The 18,889-nt window shown below is 33.3% G+C and carries 14 protein-coding genes; 9 read left to right on the top strand and 5 right to left on the bottom strand.

Features of this window, described 5'->3' with window-relative positions; all coding sequences use genetic code 11:
• Nucleotides 1-74 precede the first annotated feature (74 nt).
• The 3 genes from B0M43_RS24615 to B0M43_RS04000 all read left to right on the top strand — a co-directional run bounded on the left by B0M43_RS24615 (nucleotide 75) and on the right by B0M43_RS04000 (nucleotide 5,358).
• Nucleotides 75-509, top strand: a complete 435-nt coding sequence (locus tag B0M43_RS24615; RefSeq protein ID WP_210418026.1) for a transposase — start codon at nucleotides 75-77, stop codon at nucleotides 507-509.
• Nucleotides 509-1,375 carry an IS3 family transposase gene (locus B0M43_RS04005; RefSeq protein WP_210418029.1) on the top strand — a complete coding sequence of 289 codons (867 nt, stop codon included), beginning with the start codon at nucleotides 509-511 and terminating at the stop codon, nucleotides 1,373-1,375. Before B0M43_RS24615 ends, B0M43_RS04005 begins: the two co-directional genes overlap by 1 nt.
• A 155-nt stretch (nucleotides 1,376-1,530) precedes the next feature.
• Nucleotides 1,531-5,358 (top strand): T9SS sorting signal type C domain-containing protein, encoded by a 3,828-nt coding sequence (locus B0M43_RS04000; RefSeq protein WP_246860197.1) that lies wholly within the window; start codon nucleotides 1,531-1,533, stop codon nucleotides 5,356-5,358.
• A 52-nt stretch (nucleotides 5,359-5,410) separates the two neighbouring features.
• On the opposite strand, the gene B0M43_RS03995 is transcribed toward B0M43_RS04000, so the two are convergent.
• The 4 genes from B0M43_RS03995 to B0M43_RS03980 form a co-directional block, all read right to left on the bottom strand.
• Nucleotides 5,411-6,277: a cupin-like domain-containing protein gene (locus B0M43_RS03995; protein WP_078006768.1), complete on the bottom strand. Its 867-nt coding sequence runs from the start codon at nucleotides 6,275-6,277 to the stop codon at nucleotides 5,411-5,413.
• 81 nt (nucleotides 6,278-6,358) lie between these two features.
• A complete protein-coding gene (gene bioB / locus B0M43_RS03990) occupies nucleotides 6,359-7,447 on the bottom strand; it encodes a biotin synthase BioB (RefSeq protein WP_065448788.1) in 1,089 nt (362 codons plus the stop codon).
• Between the two features lie 174 nt (nucleotides 7,448-7,621).
• Nucleotides 7,622-8,059 carry a hypothetical protein gene (locus tag B0M43_RS03985; protein WP_065448787.1) on the bottom strand — a complete coding sequence of 146 codons (438 nt, stop codon included), beginning with the start codon at nucleotides 8,057-8,059 and terminating at the stop codon, nucleotides 7,622-7,624.
• Between the two features lie 117 nt (nucleotides 8,060-8,176).
• Entirely contained in the window at nucleotides 8,177-9,106 is a 930-nt protein-coding gene (locus B0M43_RS03980) for a bifunctional riboflavin kinase/FAD synthetase (RefSeq protein ID WP_078006769.1), read from the bottom strand.
• A gap of 195 nt (nucleotides 9,107-9,301) precedes the next feature.
• On the opposite strand from B0M43_RS03980, the gene B0M43_RS03975 reads away from it, so the two are divergent.
• On the top strand, nucleotides 9,302-11,986 hold the full coding sequence (locus B0M43_RS03975; protein WP_078006770.1) for a reprolysin-like metallopeptidase: 2,685 nt from the start codon (nucleotides 9,302-9,304) through the stop codon (nucleotides 11,984-11,986).
• A gap of 166 nt (nucleotides 11,987-12,152) precedes the next feature.
• Here B0M43_RS03975 and B0M43_RS03970 read toward each other — a convergent pair whose 3' ends face one another.
• The gene (locus B0M43_RS03970; RefSeq protein WP_121317717.1) at nucleotides 12,153-12,836 is read right to left on the bottom strand and encodes a ComF family protein; all 684 of its coding nucleotides are present in this window, start codon (nucleotides 12,834-12,836) and stop codon (nucleotides 12,153-12,155) included.
• A 98-nt stretch (nucleotides 12,837-12,934) separates the two neighbouring features.
• Here B0M43_RS03970 and B0M43_RS03965 point away from each other — a divergent pair, with 98 nt between their 5' ends.
• From B0M43_RS03965 to B0M43_RS03945, 5 genes are all read left to right on the top strand, one after another.
• Complete coding sequence (locus B0M43_RS03965) at nucleotides 12,935-14,473, top strand: glycine--tRNA ligase (protein ID WP_065448783.1); 1,539 nt, start codon at nucleotides 12,935-12,937, stop codon at nucleotides 14,471-14,473.
• 246 nt (nucleotides 14,474-14,719) lie between these two features.
• Nucleotides 14,720-15,553, top strand: a complete 834-nt coding sequence (locus B0M43_RS03960) for a LytTR family DNA-binding domain-containing protein (RefSeq protein ID WP_246860196.1) — start codon at nucleotides 14,720-14,722, stop codon at nucleotides 15,551-15,553.
• Between the two features lie 175 nt (nucleotides 15,554-15,728).
• Nucleotides 15,729-15,962 (top strand): hypothetical protein, encoded by a 234-nt coding sequence (locus B0M43_RS03955; RefSeq protein ID WP_065448782.1) that lies wholly within the window; start codon nucleotides 15,729-15,731, stop codon nucleotides 15,960-15,962.
• Between the two features lie 97 nt (nucleotides 15,963-16,059).
• The gene (locus B0M43_RS03950) at nucleotides 16,060-18,111 is read left to right on the top strand and encodes a tetratricopeptide repeat-containing sensor histidine kinase (RefSeq protein ID WP_246860195.1); all 2,052 of its coding nucleotides are present in this window, start codon (nucleotides 16,060-16,062) and stop codon (nucleotides 18,109-18,111) included.
• Nucleotides 18,108-18,806: a response regulator transcription factor gene (locus tag B0M43_RS03945; protein WP_065448780.1), complete on the top strand. Its 699-nt coding sequence runs from the start codon at nucleotides 18,108-18,110 to the stop codon at nucleotides 18,804-18,806. Before B0M43_RS03950 ends, B0M43_RS03945 begins: the two co-directional genes overlap by 4 nt.
• The last annotated feature ends 83 nt before the right edge of the window (nucleotides 18,807-18,889 follow it).

Raw genomic sequence — 18,889 nt, 5'->3', positions numbered from 1 at the left:
TTCGTTTAGCGAATGGTTTTTTTGTTTATAAATATTGTCTTGTCCTGAAATAGCGATACACAAAAAGTATCATTATGGAAAAAGATCAAGAATTGCGCTATGTTAAGCGTACACAGAAAGATTACAGTATGTCTTTAAAACTTCAAATTGTTCAAGAAATAGAACAGGGAAAAACCTCAATTTCTCAAGTTAAGAAAGATTATGCTATTCAATCACGTTCAACAATTGTTCAATGGCTTCGAAAATTCGGTAACTTTGATTGGGACAATCAAACACCTTCTCTTATGCAAAAATCTCCTGAACAGAAAATAATGGAACTTGAAGCCAAAGTGAAGTTATTGGAAAAACAAAGAGCATTTTTAGAACAGCAGGCTTTCGTTGCTGATAAAAAAGCTATTATTTTCGATATGATGATTGATATAGCAGAAAAAGAATATCAAATTGACATTCGAAAAAACTCACCACCCGAACAATCGACCATTTTAAAAAAGAACAACAACAAACAATAATGTTTGCCTGTACTTTGTTCGGGATTGACAGACAGGTTTACTATCGTCGAGTAAAAAAAAGTTGCGATAAGAAGCTTTTGGCTTCAAAAGTTGTTAATATGGTTTTGGAAATTAGAAATACAATGCCTCGAATTGGAGCAAGAAAATTGTATTATCTTTTAAAAAGCGAGTTGAATCAACTTAAAATAGGCCGAGATAAATTTATAGATATACTTAGAGCAAATCATTTATTGATAATATCAAAACGTTCTTACCATATAACAACAAACTCTCATCATAGATTTAGAAAACATCAAAATCAAATATTAGAGTTAGAGATTTGTAGACCAGAGCAAGTCTGGGTATCAGATATAACCTATATTGGAAAAAGAAAGAATCCATGTTATTTAAGTCTAATAACTGACGCTTACTCTAAAAGAATAATGGGTTTTAATGTGGCAGATAATATGAATGCTCATAGTAGTTTAACAGCTTTAAAAAATGCAATAAAAAAACGCAGAGATAAAGGCAAAACATTAATACATCATTCAGATAGAGGAATACAATATTGTTCTGATGAATATCAAAAACTATTACATAAAAACAATATAAAATGTAGTATGACCCAAAACTCTGATCCCTATGAGAATGCAGTAGCTGAGAGAATAAATGGAATTTTAAAACAAGAATTTAATATTGATAAGTTTAATCTAAAACTTGCTGTAATGAAGGTTTTAGTGAAAAATGCAATTGATATTTATAATAACAAAAGACCACATTACTCTAATTATATGCTCACTCCAAGTCAAATGCATCAACAAAGTGTAGTAAAGATGAGAACTTATAAAAGAAAAACACCTGCAATAAAAAATATTACAGGTGTCTAATTAAATATATTTGTCTAATAATCTGTATCGATTATTTAGGACTAGTCATATCACTAAAAGTGGGTATTGTATTATTTTTTAATAATGAATAAATTGCAGTTTTTTCTTTCAAATCATAACAACTCAATTCTTTTATTTTGATTAAAAATGTACTTTTGAGACTCGTTTTTATCGTTTTCTTTATTATTTCAGGATTACATGCACAACAAGGAAAAGTAGATGTCAATTTTAATTTACCTGATAATGGATTAAATGGTGATGGATTCGATAAACCTGTGCGAACTTTATCTTTACAATCAGATGGTAAACTTATTGTTGGCGGCGAATATTTAAATCTTAATGGTATCCCGGTTTCTTATTTAAGTCGTCTGGAATTAGACGGTACTATTGATGCTAGTTTTAATACCGGAACAGGTTTTAATGGAAAAGTCTATGATTCGTATCTTCAGGATGATGGAAAAATAATTATAGCAGGAAGTTTTTCTGTTTTCAACGGAAGCAATACGGGAAGACTTATTCGTTTAAATCAAGATGGTTCTCAAGATACAACACTTAATACATCCATAGGGGCAACTACTGGAATTATTTACAAAGTCTGTCCTCAACCCGATGGAAAAATTATAATCGTTGGAAGTTTTACAAAATACAATAATATCACCGTAAACAGAATTGCCCGCATTCTTCCCAATGGAACATTAGATACATCTTTTTTAACAGGGAAAGGTTCTGCCTTAAATATTACAAATGCTGAAGTTTTAGCAGATGGAAAGATAATATTGTCCGGAAATTTTACAGAATTTAATGGAGTTTCGGCAAATAAAATTGTTCGGTTAAATCCTGATGGCAGCATTGATACTAGTTTTAATATGGGAACAGGTTTTAATGATGATATAAATGCTATGGTACTGCAACCCGACGGCAAGATTATTTTAGGAGGAAAGTTTACAAGTTATAATAGTACTACGGCAAATAGAATTATTCGTATTAATGAAGATGGAACTCCTGATACTAACTTTTTGTGCGGAACAGGATTTTCAGGAGATGCCATCCAAACGATCAAAATAGATAGTTTTGGTAATATTATGGTGGGTGGTTCTTTTACCGGGTCTTATGACAATAAAGTGGTAAACCGGATTGTGTTTTTAAATTCAAACGGTACTTTAAAAACAGATTTTGATACAGGTTCAGGGCCAGGATCTGCATCTGTTTATGCTTTAGCAAATGCTTCTGATGGATCCTGGTATATTGGAGGTTCATTTTCGATTTTTGATGGTCAAAATCAAGGCCGGTTAGTAAAAGTAAATCCAGATGGGGAACATGATACAGGATATTTAGCTTCTGGAGTTGGCTTTGATAATACTGTTCAGAAAGTTTTGTCTTTAGATAATAAAAAAACGATGGTATTTGGAAACTTTACTAAATTCAACGGTGTTCTGGCCTCAAGAATTGTTCGGCTTTTAGAAAATGGTTTAGCTGATGAAAGTTTTAATTCCGGGGAAACAGGGGCCAATAATTTAATAAAAACAGCTGTTTTACAATCTGATAATAAAATTATTTTAGGAGGCAGTTTTACAAAATATAATGGAAGAACTTGTAACCGACTTGTTCGAATTTTACCTGATGGCGAAATTGACAATACATTTAATATAGGTTCAGGAGTCAAAGCTCAGGTATATGCATCGTGCATGCAGGGCAATAAAGTAATTGTAGCAGGAAATTTCACCACCTATAATGATATACCGACCGGAAGGATAGTAAGACTACTGGAAGATGGTTCACGTGATCCGGATTTTAATGCAGGGCTTGGCGCCGATGCTATAATTGAAGCTGTTGTAACTCAGTCTGACGGAAAGATTCTGGTTGCAGGAAGGTTTAACACCTTTGCGGGTCAGTCATTTTCTCGTTTAGTTCGATTAAATTATGATGGTACTATTGATTCTGATTTCCATATTGGAGATGGTTTTGACAAATTTATATATGCAATAGCTTTACAATCTGATAATAAAATAATTATTGGAGGCTCTTTTACAACCTATAGTGGCATTTCTCAAAAGCGAATTTTAAGATTGAATACGAATGGCAGTTTAGATACTACTTTTGAATCCGGTACAGGTTTTAGTAATGCAGATGTTTTGAGTCTTTTAGTTCAGCCTGATGATCGTATTTTGGTTGCAGGAAGTTTTTCAGGAACTTTTAAAAGTTATGCTTCTTTGCGGTTGATCCGATTATTAAAATCAGGTAACTATGATCCTTCTTTTCAGACAGTGGTAAATGGTAAGATTAACACAATGTGTTTTACGTCAGATCAAAAACTAATGGCTGGAGGAGATTTTAATTCGATTTCTGGAGTTTCAAAACATAGAATTGCTCTTTTAAGACTCTGTCTGGAAGCAACAATCTGGAACGGCACTTCCTGGTCTAATGGCTTTCCATCCGGTGGAAAAGAACTTCTGTTTAAAGAAGATTATCCAAACCTAACGACAGCAAATGTTTGTAGTTGTACCATCGATAAAGAAAAAACAGTAACGCTTTTAAGTGACAATACTTTGGGAATTACGTTCGATTATTCAGGGTTAGGTACTTTGGTTTTAAATGATACAGCCAGTTTATATCAGGACGATGATGAAATGGTCAATACAGGAATCGTTCATGCTAAAAGAAAGTCATCACCTATTGTAAAATTTGATTTTACTTATTGGTCATCTCCTGTTGAAAATCAAAAATTAATTGATGTTTCTCCAAATTCAGCATCACAGTGGTTTTTTTCCTATGATGAATTATCAAAAAGCTGGAAATGGGGAGATCCGCTAAATAGTAACATGAATTTAGGGCGAGGATACAGTATTATTGCCCCTGAAGATTTTTCGAATACAGTTCCACAAAAATATGAGGCAACATTTAAAGGAATCCCTAATAACGGAAAGATAACTTTAGATTTAGGCATCGGAAATACTTTTAGTTTAATTGGAAATCCTTATCCATCAGCCCTTAATGCTGATGTATTCCTAAATAAAAATTCGTCGAATGTAAAAGGAACACTTTATTTTTGGACACATAATACACCAATTACTGATAATAAATACACCTCGAATGATTACGCTGTATATAATTTATTGGGCGGCGTAGGAACCAGAGCAATTGCCTCAGGAATAAATGAGACTATTCCGGACGGGACAATTGCTTCCGGACAGGGATTTTTTGTAAAAAGTAAAGATGGTCATATTATAGAATTTGACAATAGCATGCGAATTAAAGCAGGTAATTCGGTCTTTTTTAAACAGACTGACAAACAAATGAATAGTACATTTGAAAAACATAGAATATGGTTGAATTTTGAAAATAAAGAGGGTGTCTTTAAACAAATATTGTTAGGATATGCACAAGGAGCAACAAATTTTTATGATCAAAATTTTGATGCAGAAACTTTTAACGGAAATCAATTCGCTGATTTTTATAGCTTAACTGAAGATAAAAAATTAGTCATTCAGGGACGTGCGTTACCATTTACAGATACAGATACAATTTCGTTAGGTTATCGTACAGCAATCGCAGGCAATTATACAATTTCAATAGATCATGCTGACGGTAATTTAAGTGCTCAGTCTGTTTATGTCGAAGATAAAATAACGGAAAAAATTCACGACTTAACAAAGAGTAATTACAATTTTGCAACTGCAGCGGGAACTTTTACAGATCGATTTGTTGTAAGATACACGGATAAAACATTATCAACCGGAGATTTTGAGAATCTGGAAAACCATATTTTAATTTTATTAAAAAACAAAGCTATCACTATAGTTTCATCAAAAGAAAATATAAAAGAAGTTATGATTTATGATGTTTCCGGAAAGCTGCTTTATAATAAAAAGAAGGTAGGAAATACAGCACTTCAAATTCAAAACCTGCAATCAGGCAATCAGGTCCTGCTGGTAAAAGTAGTTTTACAAAATGATTTTACAACAACAAAAAAAATGCTATTTTAAAACAAAAAAGCAGTTGTCATCAATAGTAAAACTGCTTTTTTATTCAAATTTTTTAGGCACTCTTCCTCAGGTTTTCATGAGTATTCGTAATTGCTTTTTCATTCTTATAATCAATCCATTTTTGCCCTTTAAATTTTCGCATCAAAATATCAAAATGGCGCATGATAAAAACATTATATGCTGCCTTTGAAAGATTCGTTATATTTTTAGGGAAAGAACGTAAACTCATCGAAAATCCGGGAGTTAAATATTTCATATAATGCCAATAACCTTCGGGCATGTATAAAACTTCACCATGTTTGAGATTGGTGATGTAACCTTCGGCATTTTTTAGCGCGGGAAACTTTTCATAATCCGGATTGTCAAAATCAATGTCTTCTCTTGAAATCAAAGCATGCGGAACTTTGTACATATATTTTGACTGATCAGGAGCAAAAATCATACATTGTTTTTCGCCATGAAAATGAAAATGCAGAATATTCGAATAATCAATATCATAATGCATGAATACTTTCGAGTTTTCTCCGCCAAAAAACAACATTGGCATTTGCTTTACTAGTTTTAAACCAATATCCGGCCATAAAAAGTCATTCTTTAATGTGGGAACTTCCTTCATTAAATTATAAAGAAAAATACGATAATTGGTAGGCTTAGATTCTAGTAAATTGATATAATCGCTCATTTTCATTTTAGTATGCGCTTCATTAAAGCCATCTTCATGATTTACGGGCCTATTATCGTATAATGGGACAATAGTATCGCCAGCGATTTCTTTGATATAGTGTAGTTTCCATTTATGATAAGCTGGCCAATCTTCGGTTAGCTCTTCAATAACAACTGGAATTTGTTTTTTTACATATTGGGAAATAAAATCAGATTTTGAGATCTTTTTTACCCTTTCGATTTGTGTTAACTTCATCTTTTTAAATAAAAAAATTGCTTATAGCTCTCTGCTACAAGCAATTTAAAAATATTTCTTGAAACTTGTTAACTCATTTAATTAATTTTTTGATTTGATCGAAGCTTCAAGGTTTCTTTCAATAGTATGTCCCGGTCTTGACCATTTAGGTTTTTCGCCTAAAGGAGCGAACTGAGAGTCAGCTGCTTCAACGGTTTGAGGCTGTGAAACTTTAACAAATGGTTTTTGCGGAATCAATCCTAATAAGTCAAACATTTTCATGTCTTCCTGAACATCAGGGTTTGGTGTTGTCAGCAATTTGTCTCCGGCAAAAATAGAATTTGCACCGGCAAAAAAGCACATTGCCTGTCCTTCGCGGCTCATATTGGTTCTTCCTGCAGACAAACGTACTTGTGTGTCCGGCATTACAATTCGGGTTGTGGCAACCATACGAATCATTTCCCAGATTTCAACAGGTTTTTCTTCTTCCATCGGAGTTCCTTCAACTGCAACCAAAGCATTAATAGGCACAGATTCCGGTTGAGGATTCAATGTCGAAAGTGCTACAAGCATTCCTGCTCTGTCTTCGATGCTTTCTCCCATCCCGATAATTCCTCCGCTGCAAACCGTAACATTGGTTTTACGAACATTTTCTATTGTTTGCAAACGATCCTCAAAACCACGAGTCGAAATAACATCTTTATAATATTCTTCAGAAGTATCTAAGTTGTGATTGTAGGCATATAAACCAGCTTCTGCCAAACGTTGCGCCTGATTTTCGGTAATCATACCCAGAGTACAACAAACCTCCATGTCTAGTTTATTAATGGTACGAACCATTTCCAGAACCTGATCAAACTCTTCGCCATCTTTTACATTTCTCCACGCAGCTCCCATACAAACTCGGGACGATCCGCTGGATTTGGCACGTAAAGCTTGTGCTTTTACCTGACTTACACTCATTAAATCATTTCCTTCAACACCTGTGTTGTAACGTGCAGCTTGCGGACAATAACCGCAATCTTCAGGACAGCCACCTGTTTTGATAGAAAGTAAAGTAGAAACCTGAACCACGTTTGGATCGTGTTTTTGCCTGTGTATAGTTGCTGCTTCATACAGCAGGTCCATCATGGGTTTATTATAGATGGCGATTATCTCGTCTTTTGTCCAGTTGTGTTTGGTAACGTTCATAGGTTTATTATTTGTTTGGAACTTCAAATGTAATTAAATTGTTCTAATCAAAAATGTGCATTGCCTAAAATGAATATTCTGCATGAAATTTCAAAAAAGAAGCATTCTAAAATCATATAATTATTAAAAAATATGATTTTTAGAATGCTTAAATGATTATTTTATTTTGAAATATTAATCGGCTACATATTTGTTGTTCCAATACAGCATCATCATTAATGTCACGATTACCGAAGATGCAACTCCTTCAAATAATAAGCAAATACAATAAGTTGGTACAGAAGGGTTTCCTCCAAACATAAAAGCTTCCGACAGTGTTTGTACGTAGGCATCTCCGCCTCGGGCGTAACTATAAACCAATAATCCAAAAACACTCATCGCTACACCAACCACAGAAGTTGCCATAGCAGAAACGGCATTCGATACAAAATTGGTTTCTCCTTCCTGCAGGTTCATCTTCATTGTTTTATTTACTCCGTAGAATATAAAAAACACATTCAGGGTACGTAAATAGAATAAATGTGCCAAACCTAATACGTTCATCAATAAAAAATAAATTCCTATACCAAGGAAAATAAGAAAACCGTTGGTTATTTCTTTAGGTAATTTCATAGTGGTTATTTTTAAAGAAGTTAATAGTAAATATTTGATAAACAGATATATATCAAATTTACTAAAAAAATAACTACGATGATTTAAAAATGGCGAAAAGTATAATCAGGTACTTTTTTAAAGTTGACTTACAAAAGCCAAAGCATCTTTTTTATCCTGATTTAATTGGGCTTTCAGTAAATCTAATGATCCAAATTTTTGTTCTTCGCGAAGATATTGGAGTAATGAAACTTCAATTTTTTGACCATAAATATCAGCATCAAAGTCAAACAGGTTAACTTCGATAGTTTGGCTTTGTCCATTCACAGTTGGGTTATAACCAATATTCATCATTCCAAAAACTTCTTTTTCGTTTATTAAAGCTTTCACTACATAAACACCAACTTTTGGAATTAGCTTATATTCTTCTTCTATTTTAATGTTTGCTGTAGGGAAACCAATTGTTCTTCCTAACTGTTTTCCTTTTACAACTTCACCCGTTAAAAAATAAGAATATCCCAAATATTCATTGGCCAAATCCATGTTTCCTTCGTTTAAAGCTTTCCTGATTTTAGTCGAACTTACAGAGACATCCTGAATTTCCTGAGCCGAAATTTGTTCGACTTCGAAACCGTATTCAGTCCCAAAAGCAATGAGATCATCAATATTGGCGGTTCTATTTCTTCCAAAACGGTGATCGTGACCAATAATTATTTTCTGAATATGAAATTGATCTACCAAAATAGAATGTACAAACTCTTCGGCGGTTAATCTCGAGAAACTTTCGTTAAACGGATGAATAACAAGATTTTCAATGCCAGTTGCTTCCAGAAGTTTTGTTTTTTCAGCAATAGTATTCAAAAGTTTTATCTCTGATTTTTCCTGCAAGACCATTCTTGGATGCGGAAAAAAAGTAAGCACTAAACTTTCGTGTTTTCCGTTTTCAGTATTTTGAGTAATTCGTTCAAGAATTTTTTTATGACCAATATGTACGCCGTCAAAGGTGCCAAGAGTTAAAATTGTTTTCTTGGTTGACTGAAAATCGCTTATAGAATGAAAGAGCTTCAAAACAAATAATTTAAGATGGTGCAAATTTATACTATCTATTTTAAATTTTATGCTAAGCCCAATTGATTTTTAATGACAATCAGGCTATTTTATATAAAATATAACAACTTGTCGACTAAAAAGCATTAATTGTCGCAGATATGTAAGAGTTTCATTTAATTCACTTAATTTTGATTATTCAATTATCATTTGGGTATGAAAAAAAAATTACTTCTTTTATTGTTTATTTTTTGTTGTGTAAATATTCATGCGCAAAGTGATAATTTGTGGCAAAAAGTAAGCTCGGCTTCTGTGAGTAAAAGGATAAATTCAGCTAATTCTGAAAGACTTTACTATAAACTTAATGCCGATTTTTTAAAATCGAAACTTTCCGGTACAACAACTCCTTCATCAAAAAAGAGCACAACAGAAATTACAATACCAAATTCTAATGGCGTTCTGGAAAGATTTACAGTGTGGGAATCCTCTAATTTTGAACCTGAACTACAGGCAAAATATCCAGAGATAAGAGCCTATGAAGGAATAGGTGTAGACGATAAATCGGCCAAAATTCATTTTAGTGTTGCACCAATTGGCGTTCAAACCATGGTGTTTCGTTCTGAGAAACCTTCTGAATATATTGAACAAAATCCTGAAGACAAATCCGGATATGTTTTATTTACTAAAAACGATATGCCGGCTACAGCACGATTAGAGTGTAAAACGACAAATGAAATTTTGAATGTAAATACTTCGTCAAAAACAGCAAAATCCGCGGCAAATAATAAAGTTTTCAAAACCTTGCGCTTAGCAATTTCCTGCACAGGAGAATATACCGCTTACTTTGGCGGAACTGTTGAGGGTGCATTAGCAGGAATGAATGCTACTATGACCAGAGTTAATGCTGTTTTTAATAGAGATCTCGCTGTAAAATTGATGTTAATTGCCAATACAAATGCAGTTATTTATACCAATGCCGCAACAGACCCATATTCTGATGCTGCCAAAGGTACATCCGAAGATCAATCAGACGGTAATGATTATTGGAGCAAAGAAGTTCAGAGTACATTAACAACCGTTATTGGCGACGCAAATTATGATATAGGACATTTGTTTGGTGCATCGGGAGGCGGTGGTAATGCAGCTTGTATAGGTTGCGTTTGCAATAGTCCAACAGCATCAAATGTTATTGGTAAAGGAAGCGGATATACCTCGCCATCTAACAATAAACCGCAGGGAGATACTTTTGATATTGATTTTGTGGCCCACGAAATGGGACATCAATTAGGTGCCAATCATACTTTTTCTTTTGATGGTACCGAAAGAACAGGAATGAATGTAGAACCAGGAAGCGGGTCTACTATTATGGGTTATGCAGGTATAACGAATTATGATGTTCAGGACAATTCAGACGATTATTTTGCTTATACCAGTATTTGGCAAATTCAGAGTAATCTTGCTACAAAAAGTTGTCCGGCTAATACTGCCATAGCCAATAATCCGCCCGTAATTAATGCTGGTTCAGACTATACAATTCCAATAAATACACCTTTTATTTTAACGGGTTCAGGTAGTGGTGCTACTTTTACATGGGAACAATTTGACAGTGCAATATCATCATCAACGGCCAATAGTAATAGTGTTGCTTATCCCACAAAACCTGACGGGCCATTGTTTAGATCTCTAATGCCGTCTAGTTCTCCGGTGCGTTATATGCCGACTTTAAGTACTGTTTTAGGAAATAAATTAACTACAACCTGGGAATCTGTTTCATCTATTGCAAGAACATTGCATTTTACTTTGACAACAAGAGATAATGGAGCTCAGGGACTCGCGCAAACAAATAGTGATGAAATGGTAGTAAATGTAGTGGCGAATGCCGGTCCGTTTGCAGTAACTTCCCAAAATAGCAATGATGTAAGCTGGCAAATAGGATCATTTCAAACCATAACGTGGAGTGTTAATAGTACCAATACTTTGCAAGGTTCTTCAAGTGTAAACATCAAATTGTCTACAGATGGCGGATTAACATATCCTGTCATTCTGGCTTCAAATACACCAAATGATGGTACTCAGTCTGTTCAAATTCCAACAAGTGTAGAAGCTTCAACAAATTGCAGGGTTTTGGTTGAACCAACGGCTAATATTTATTATGCCATAAATAGCCAGCCTTTTGCAGTAGGATATACCTCTGCGACAAGTTGTGATTCTTATAGTTTTGGAAACGCTTTTGATATTCCTTTTGGAGCCACTTTTACGACAAGAACTGTAAATGTGCCCGCGTCGACAGGAAAAGTTTCTGATGTAAATGTGATGGTGAATTTTACACATGAAAGAATTTCTGATGTCGAAATTCAACTAGTAAGCCCACAAGGAACAACCGTTAATTTATATAACAATAAAAGCTGCGGAGGAATACAGTCTACTTTAGACTTGCAGTATGACGATGCAGGAGTTCCATTAGATTGTTCTAAAATAACCAGCCAGATTGTTATTCCGGTAGATTTGTTAAGTGTATTTAACGGGCAAGATCCTAAAGGTACCTGGACTTTTAAAGTTCGTGATGCAGTTACAGGCAGGTTCGGGAAAATAAATTCAGCATCGGTAAATATTTGCAATCAAACTTTTACTCTGGGAGAACCCAGTCAGGAAAAAATAGATTTTGCACTCTATCCAAATCCAACCAGAGGAAATTTTACCATTCAGCTGGAAAGTGATTCTTTGCAGAGAATTGAGGTTTTTGTACATGATATTACAGGTCAAAAAGTCTATTATAATTCTTTTGATAAAACGCATCATTTTAACCAAAACATCGATCTAACAAATCTTTCTGCCGGAATGTATTTCGTAACAACTATTAATGGAGATGACAGAACAGTGAAGAAACTGATTGTTTACTAACTTTTAAATAAATTCCCAAATTTTAAAATTCCAAATTCCAATAACTATAAAAGTTGGAATTTGGAATTTATTTTTTGGAATTTCCTCAAAAGATCAAGTTTGGAATTTCCAGTTAAGGTTTGGAATTTGGGATTTTATCCCCATGTTTCGGGATTGGAATTTCCTGCTAAGAGTGCGCCATCGCCATACAAACAATGCTAATTTTGGCTCCGGGAATTTTTAATAAAGCTTTTGAGCAGGCTTCGAGAGTGGCTCCGGTTGTTAAAACATCGTCTACAATTAAGAAATGTTTGTTTTGATTTTCTTCTGTAAAAAGCACATCAAAAATATTTTCGATATTTTCAGATCTTCCAATGAGGTTCTTTTTTGATTGTGTTTTCGAATATTTTTTTCGATATAAAAGAGTATCATTATAGTTAATCTTTAAACCTTTGGCTAAAGCCTTGCCAAAAGTTGTAACCTGATTATAGCCACGTTCCCTGAATTTTTTAGGATGCAACGGAACAGGGATTACAACATCAAAAGGAGTTTCTAAAATGAGTTCCTTTAAATCTTCCATATACCAATTTCCTAAAACGGTTCCAATCTCTTCGTGACCTTTGTATTTTAGGTTGTGAATAAGTTCCTGAACAATTCCTTTTTTGTTAAAATACAAAAGTGCCGATGCGTGTTCAATAGCAATTTTACCATAAAATTTCTTGACCGCTTCATTTTTTGGATCTAAATGATATTGGGTAAGAGGCAATTCGTGACGACAATTGGTACAAAATACAGTTTCGTTGGTGATCAAAATAGTATGACAACCGGCACAAACTTTAGGAAAAAACAGGTCAATAATATAATTAAACACAAATAGAAAGAATTTAGTTACAAAAATAACGAAATCAATCTCTCAATCTTTATATTTTTTCTTTTTTTTAAACGTACTTTTTATATTTTTGCATCACTATGGCAAAACAAGAAGATATATTTAAGAATGTGGTTTCGCACGCAAAAGAGTACGGATTTATTTTTCCGTCAAGCGAAGTATACGACGGATTGAGTGCAGTGTATGATTATGCACAAAATGGTGTCGAGTTAAAAAAGAATATCCGTGAATATTGGTGGAAATCAATGGTTCAGATGAACGAGAATATTGTGGGCCTTGATGCCGCAATATTGATGCATCCAACAACCTGGAAAGCTTCAGGCCACGTTGATGCATTTAATGATCCGTTGATTGATAATAAAGATTCAAAGAAAAGATATAGAGCTGACGTTTTAGTTGAAGATCATGCTGAAAAGATCAATCAAAAAGCTCAAAAAGAAATCGAAAAAGCGAGAGCTCGTTTTGGCGATGCATTTAATGAAGAAGAATTTATTACCACAAATGCACGTGTTGTAGAATATCTTTCAAAGTATAAAGAAATTTTATCAAGGCTTGCAAAAGGTATGACTGATGATCTTCAGGATGTAAAAGCTTTGATCGAAGAATTAGAAATTGCTGATCCTGAAACCGGTTCAAGAAACTGGACAGACGTAAAGCAATTCAACCTAATGTTCGGAACTAAACTGGGAGCTTCTGCAGATTCTGCAATGGATTTATATTTACGTCCGGAAACAGCTCAGGGTATTTTTGTGAACTTCCTGAACGTTCAAAAATCAGGTCGTATGAAAATTCCTTTTGGAATTGCTCAAACCGGTAAAGCCTTCAGAAACGAAATTGTTGCAAGACAATTTATTTTCCGTATGCGTGAATTCGAACAAATGGAAATGCAATTTTTTGTACGTCCGGGTGAAGAAATGAAATGGTACCACCATTGGAAAGAAACACGTTTAAACTGGCACTTGTCTTTAGGATTAGGAAAAGATAATTACCGTTTTCACGATCACGAAAAATTAGCACATTACGCAAACGCTGCGGCTGATATTGAGTTTAATTTTCCTTTTGGTTTTAAAGAATTAGAAGGAATTCACTCTCGTACTGATTTTGACTTAAAAGCACACGAACAATATTCTGGTAGAAAATTACAATATTTTGATCCGGAACTAAATGAAAATTACGTGCCATACGTAGTAGAAACTTCAGTTGGTTTAGATCGTATGTTTTTGGCTGTTTTTGCAACTTCATTACAAGAAGAAACTCTTGAAGATGGTTCTACAAGAACGGTTCTAAAATTACCATCAGTTTTAGCACCAACAAAAGTGGCTATTTTGCCATTGGTTAAAAAAGATGGATTGCCGGATATCGCCAGAAAAATCATTGATGATTTAAAATGGGATTTCAGTGTGGCTTATGATGAAAAAGATGCTGTAGGACGTCGTTACAGAAGACAAGATGCTCTTGGAACTCCGTTTTGTGTTACAGTTGATCACCAAACGATCGAAGACGAAACAGTAACAATTCGTCATAGAGATACAATGAAACAGGATCGAGTAAAAATTTCTGAATTGAAAGACATTATCGAGAATGAAGTTTCTATGAAAAACTGGTTGATGAAAATGTAATTTTCTTAAATCAATACTATAATAAATCCCAAATTCCGTACAGGAATTTGGGATTTTTTTAATTTTACAAATGCAGTTCGTCGGACTTTTTTGCATTTCACCTATATGTGTTAACATTTGTTTGTAATGTATTAACAATGAAATAGTAAAATAACTGAAATTCGTATTTTTAATTGCGGATAAAACACTAAAAATAAATTTTTTCAAAAGTATTGATGAAACTACTGGGATAGTTGTCGGGGATTCATGAAAAATCAACAAAAACTGATATTGAAAAAGTATTCGTATATTATTATTGACGATGATGCTGAAAGTATTTTGAAAACCAGAGCAATTACCGAAGGTTTTTCAGAATTAACTTTTATGGCTTCGGCTACGAATTATCAGGATGGTTTGTATTTAGTGTTACAACACCGGCCTTCGATTGTTTTTTTAGAAATTGATCCTTTGGACATATCCAGCAATTTATCGCTTGCTTTTATAAACGAGCTTTACAGATTCCTGCCTCTTATTCCCAAAATAATAATTACTACCCCAAAAAAAGAGCTTGCTTTTGAAGCTATTCAGTATAATGTTTTTGATTATATCCTGAAGCCTCTTCGCGCAATAGACGTTTTAAGAACAATTTTAAAATTGGATAAAACGATTCACGAAACGAATGTGGCAGAAATAAGAAACGAAATTACCTCTTCTGCACTTCCTTTTATACAAAAGCCGCAAAAGATCGAGACTCCTCTTATTATATGCATTAAGTCATATGGTGACCATCGTTATATGAATGCAGCCGATATTTGCTATTTTCAGGCTGATAATAATTCGACAGATATTTATTTGAATTCCGGCGAAATGATCACCGCCTTTAAAACTTTAAAGCATTTTGAGAGTATTTTGTCACATCCTTTTATCCGAATTCACAATAGTTATATTATCAACAAAAACTATATAGCAAGAATTCATAACGGAAGCTCAGTTTGTTACATAAAAAATTCGCTAAAAAAGATCCCTTTTTCTAAAACCTACAAATCAAATGTAGATCTAATTATAGCAGATTTTTCTATAGGAAATTACTTAGAAGTCTAAAAATTAAGCATTTACATAAATTTGATACCCATTGACTATCAATTGGGTATGATCTACCATAAACCTGTTTTTTCGTATAAATTTTTTTTGAATTCGGAGTTAGTTTTACACCATGATTCGCACACGGCGATGATTCTCCAAAAACAAAAAAAATCAACATTTAATACCTCAGATCATGAAAAAAGCAGCTTTAACATTCGGATTATTTTCTTTAGTAATGGTAGCAACATCATTCGCTACTCCTGAAACTACAAATTTCTTAGCAGTTTCAGATTCTATTAAAATCGTGCCTATAGATGGAGGTGCTACAGGAAAACAAAAGAAAGGTGATCAAATAGCTAACAATGCAAAACAATTGACTTTTGCCAGCGTTAATCAATCTATCGGAACAGATAAAAAAGTAGACTAAGCTGCAATTTGAATAAATTTATATGAGGCTGTTAATTTTAACAGCCTTTTTTTGTGTCTATAGTTTTACTATTTTTGGTAAAACTCAAAGACACAAATTGAAAAAGCAATGTAAAATAATATTAATTTTATTCTTTGTTCTATTGGCATGTACCAAGAAAAAAGAATCAGGTAAAAATATAATTTCCCCCGCAGATAGTCTTCCTACGTATCTTTCGTTAGCAAACGAAAACAATTTGCCTTTACAGATTAAACAAAATTACAGTCAGAAAGCTTTAGCTATCATCTTAAACCAAAAAGATGACTCTCTTAATAAAGCAAACCTTTTTAAAGTCGCCAATCGTTATTACAACATGAGCGATTGGAAATCTTACCTTAAAACTACTAAATTAATTCTCGAAAGGGCACAAAAATCTCAGGACTCCGTGCACATTGCCAAAGCCTATATGTACTTAGGTGATTATTATGAATCCCAATCGATTTCTGACAGTGCCTTTATGAATTATTTTAAGGCCGAAAAGCTTTATTTAAAAATAAATGATCAGTACAATTTAGCAAAAACGTTTTTAAATAAAGCAAGCCTGCAATATAACGAGGGTGATTTCTTTGAAAGTGAAATAGGGGTTTTTAAAGCTTTACGCAGTTTAAAAAAACAACAAAAAGTAAACGATCTCTATTATGAAAGCTATAATCTGTTAGGAATATTGTATAATGAAAGAGAAGAATATACAAAGGCATTAGAGTTTCAAAACAAAGCTTTAGCAATTTTAGAAGATAAATCGATACTGGCATTTTATCAATATAAAGCAGCATCACTCAATAATATTGGCTTTATCCATATGAAAATGGGCGATTATAAAAAGGCTAAGTTTTTTTTTGAAAAAGGATTGGCACAAGAAAATCTTTTTGAAGACAGGGCAAGTTTATACGCTATTCTGCTCGATAACCTGGGATATTCGAAATTCAAATTAAAAGAGCAAGATCAGTTGCCGGAGTTGTTTTATAAATCTTTAAGAATTAGAGACAGTCTTGATCTTACTTCGGGAGTGGTTTCGAGTAAAATTCATTTGTCTGAATATTTTGCTTTTAAAAGAGATACTTTCAAAGCATTTCAGTTTTCAAGACAAGCATTAACTTTGTCCCGTACATCAAATAAGTTCGTGAATACACTAGAAGCGCTCAAACAAATTGCTATAGTCGATCCCAAAAACGCATCGTTATATTCTAGAGAATATATTAAGCTGAACGATAAAATGGTAAAATCAGAACGAAAAATGGGAGAAAAGTTCTCTCGTATTGAATATGAAACCAACGAAATAAAAGATCAAAACTCAAATCTTCAGGAAAAAAATAAAACCCTGATTTATGTTTTTAGTATCTGTACCTTAATAGGTTTGTTTTTTTATGTTTACAAAACACAACAGGCCAAAAACCGGGAATTACTCTTTAAGCAACAACAGCAAATAGCAAACGAAGATATTTATAATTTGATGATTTCGCAGCAAAACGATATCGAGCTCATGCGTATTAAAGAAAAGAAAAAAGTAGCGCAGGATTTGCATGATGGCGTTTTAGGGCGAATGTTTGGAGTGAGGATAAGTCTGGATAGTTTAGATAAGATCGATGAGGCGGAGGCAGCTTTAAAAAGAAAAAAATACTTAACAGAACTGAAAAATATCGAGCAGGATATACGTGAAATTTCGCATGATTTAAATCGGGAGAAATCCGAATTAATTAATAATTTTATCGCGATTTTAAACAAATTGTTCGAAGACCAAAAAAACACGTATAAAGCAGAATTAATAACTTCTTTTGATTCTAATATCAAATGGGAATTGGTGAGTAATGCCGTTAAAATTAATTTATACAGAATTGTTCAGGAGGCACTTCAAAATTGTAATAAGTATGCAAATGCAAACACTATAAAAGTCGAGTTTAAAAGTGAAATAAATCATTTGGTTTTGTCTATTTCTGATGATGGAGTTGGTTTTAATGCCAAAAAATCAAAAAATGGTATAGGTTTGCATAACATTCAATATAGAGCTGCAGAATGCAAAGGCACAGTACATTTAAAGTCTGCTCCGGAAGAAGGAACGCTTCTTATAATAAAAGTACCCATAGACCAGAAAATTAACCTACAAAATAGATGACAATTGATTCAAATGCCTCAGATCCTCAATTAATTAAAAAGAACATATTAATTGTCGATGATCATCCTTTTATTATCGAAGGATATAAAAATGCCATAACGCGTTATAATCCTCATCAATATGAATTTTTAATTTCGCAGGCACACGACTGTAAATCAGGTTATGATTTAATCGAAGATGAAAATACACCGCATTTTGATGTCGCATTTTTAGATATTAGTATGCCGGCTTACGAGGAAAAAGATATTTATTCGGGCGAAGATTTAGCAAAGCTAATCCTGAAGAAAATGCCAAGCTGCAAAGTTATTTTGCTAACGATGTATACTGAATTATTAAAAATTAAAACCATAATCAGAACCATTCAGCCCAATGGTTTAATTATTAAAAACGATCTCACTTTCGATGAACTGCTTTTTGCCTTTGATAAAGTGATGAAAAATGATAAATATTACAGTCAATCTGTTCAGAAAATAATCAATCAGTCGCCTCATAATTCTATCGAAATAGATGAATTCGATAAGCAGATTTTATTTCATTTATCAAAAGGAACATCGGTTGAAGATATGCCACAGTATATCCCGATTTCTCAAAATGCAATCGAAAAGCGTAAAGCAAGCCTTAAAGAATTGCTCAAAGTAAAATCAGGTTCTGATGAGGAATTATTGAAAGAAGCAAAGAGTAAAGGATTTCTATAGATAAAATTCCAAATAAAAAAATCCAAATTCCAATTGATACTTATATCGTTGGAATTTGGATTTTTTATTTTGGAATTTAAAAG

This window comes from Flavobacterium sp. KBS0721, assembly GCF_002007065.3.
Classification (GTDB): Bacteria; Bacteroidota; Bacteroidia; order Flavobacteriales; family Flavobacteriaceae; genus Flavobacterium; species Flavobacterium piscis.
This window is presented reverse-complemented; position numbering and strand designations above follow the sequence as displayed.

Bases quoted from the DNA above. Each gene is read 5' to 3' on its own strand.
- B0M43_RS24615 (WP_210418026.1), top strand. From the start codon at position 75: ATGGAAAAAGATCAAGAATTGCGCTATGTTAAGCGTACACAGAAAGAT.
- B0M43_RS04005 (WP_210418029.1), top strand. From the start codon at position 509: ATGTTTGCCTGTACTTTGTTCGGGATTGACAGACAGGTTTACTATCGT.
- B0M43_RS03995 (WP_078006768.1), bottom strand. From the start codon at position 6,277: ATGAAGTTAACACAAATCGAAAGGGTAAAAAAGATCTCAAAATCTGAT.
- bioB (WP_065448788.1), bottom strand. From the start codon at position 7,447: ATGAACGTTACCAAACACAACTGGACAAAAGACGAGATAATCGCCATC.
- B0M43_RS03985 (WP_065448787.1), bottom strand. From the start codon at position 8,059: ATGAAATTACCTAAAGAAATAACCAACGGTTTTCTTATTTTCCTTGGT.
- B0M43_RS03975 (WP_078006770.1), top strand. From the start codon at position 9,302: ATGAAAAAAAAATTACTTCTTTTATTGTTTATTTTTTGTTGTGTAAAT.
- B0M43_RS03965 (WP_065448783.1), top strand. From the start codon at position 12,935: ATGGCAAAACAAGAAGATATATTTAAGAATGTGGTTTCGCACGCAAAA.
- B0M43_RS03960 (WP_246860196.1), top strand. From the start codon at position 14,720: ATGAAAAATCAACAAAAACTGATATTGAAAAAGTATTCGTATATTATT.
- B0M43_RS03955 (WP_065448782.1), top strand. From the start codon at position 15,729: ATGAAAAAAGCAGCTTTAACATTCGGATTATTTTCTTTAGTAATGGTA.
- B0M43_RS03945 (WP_065448780.1), top strand. From the start codon at position 18,108: ATGACAATTGATTCAAATGCCTCAGATCCTCAATTAATTAAAAAGAAC.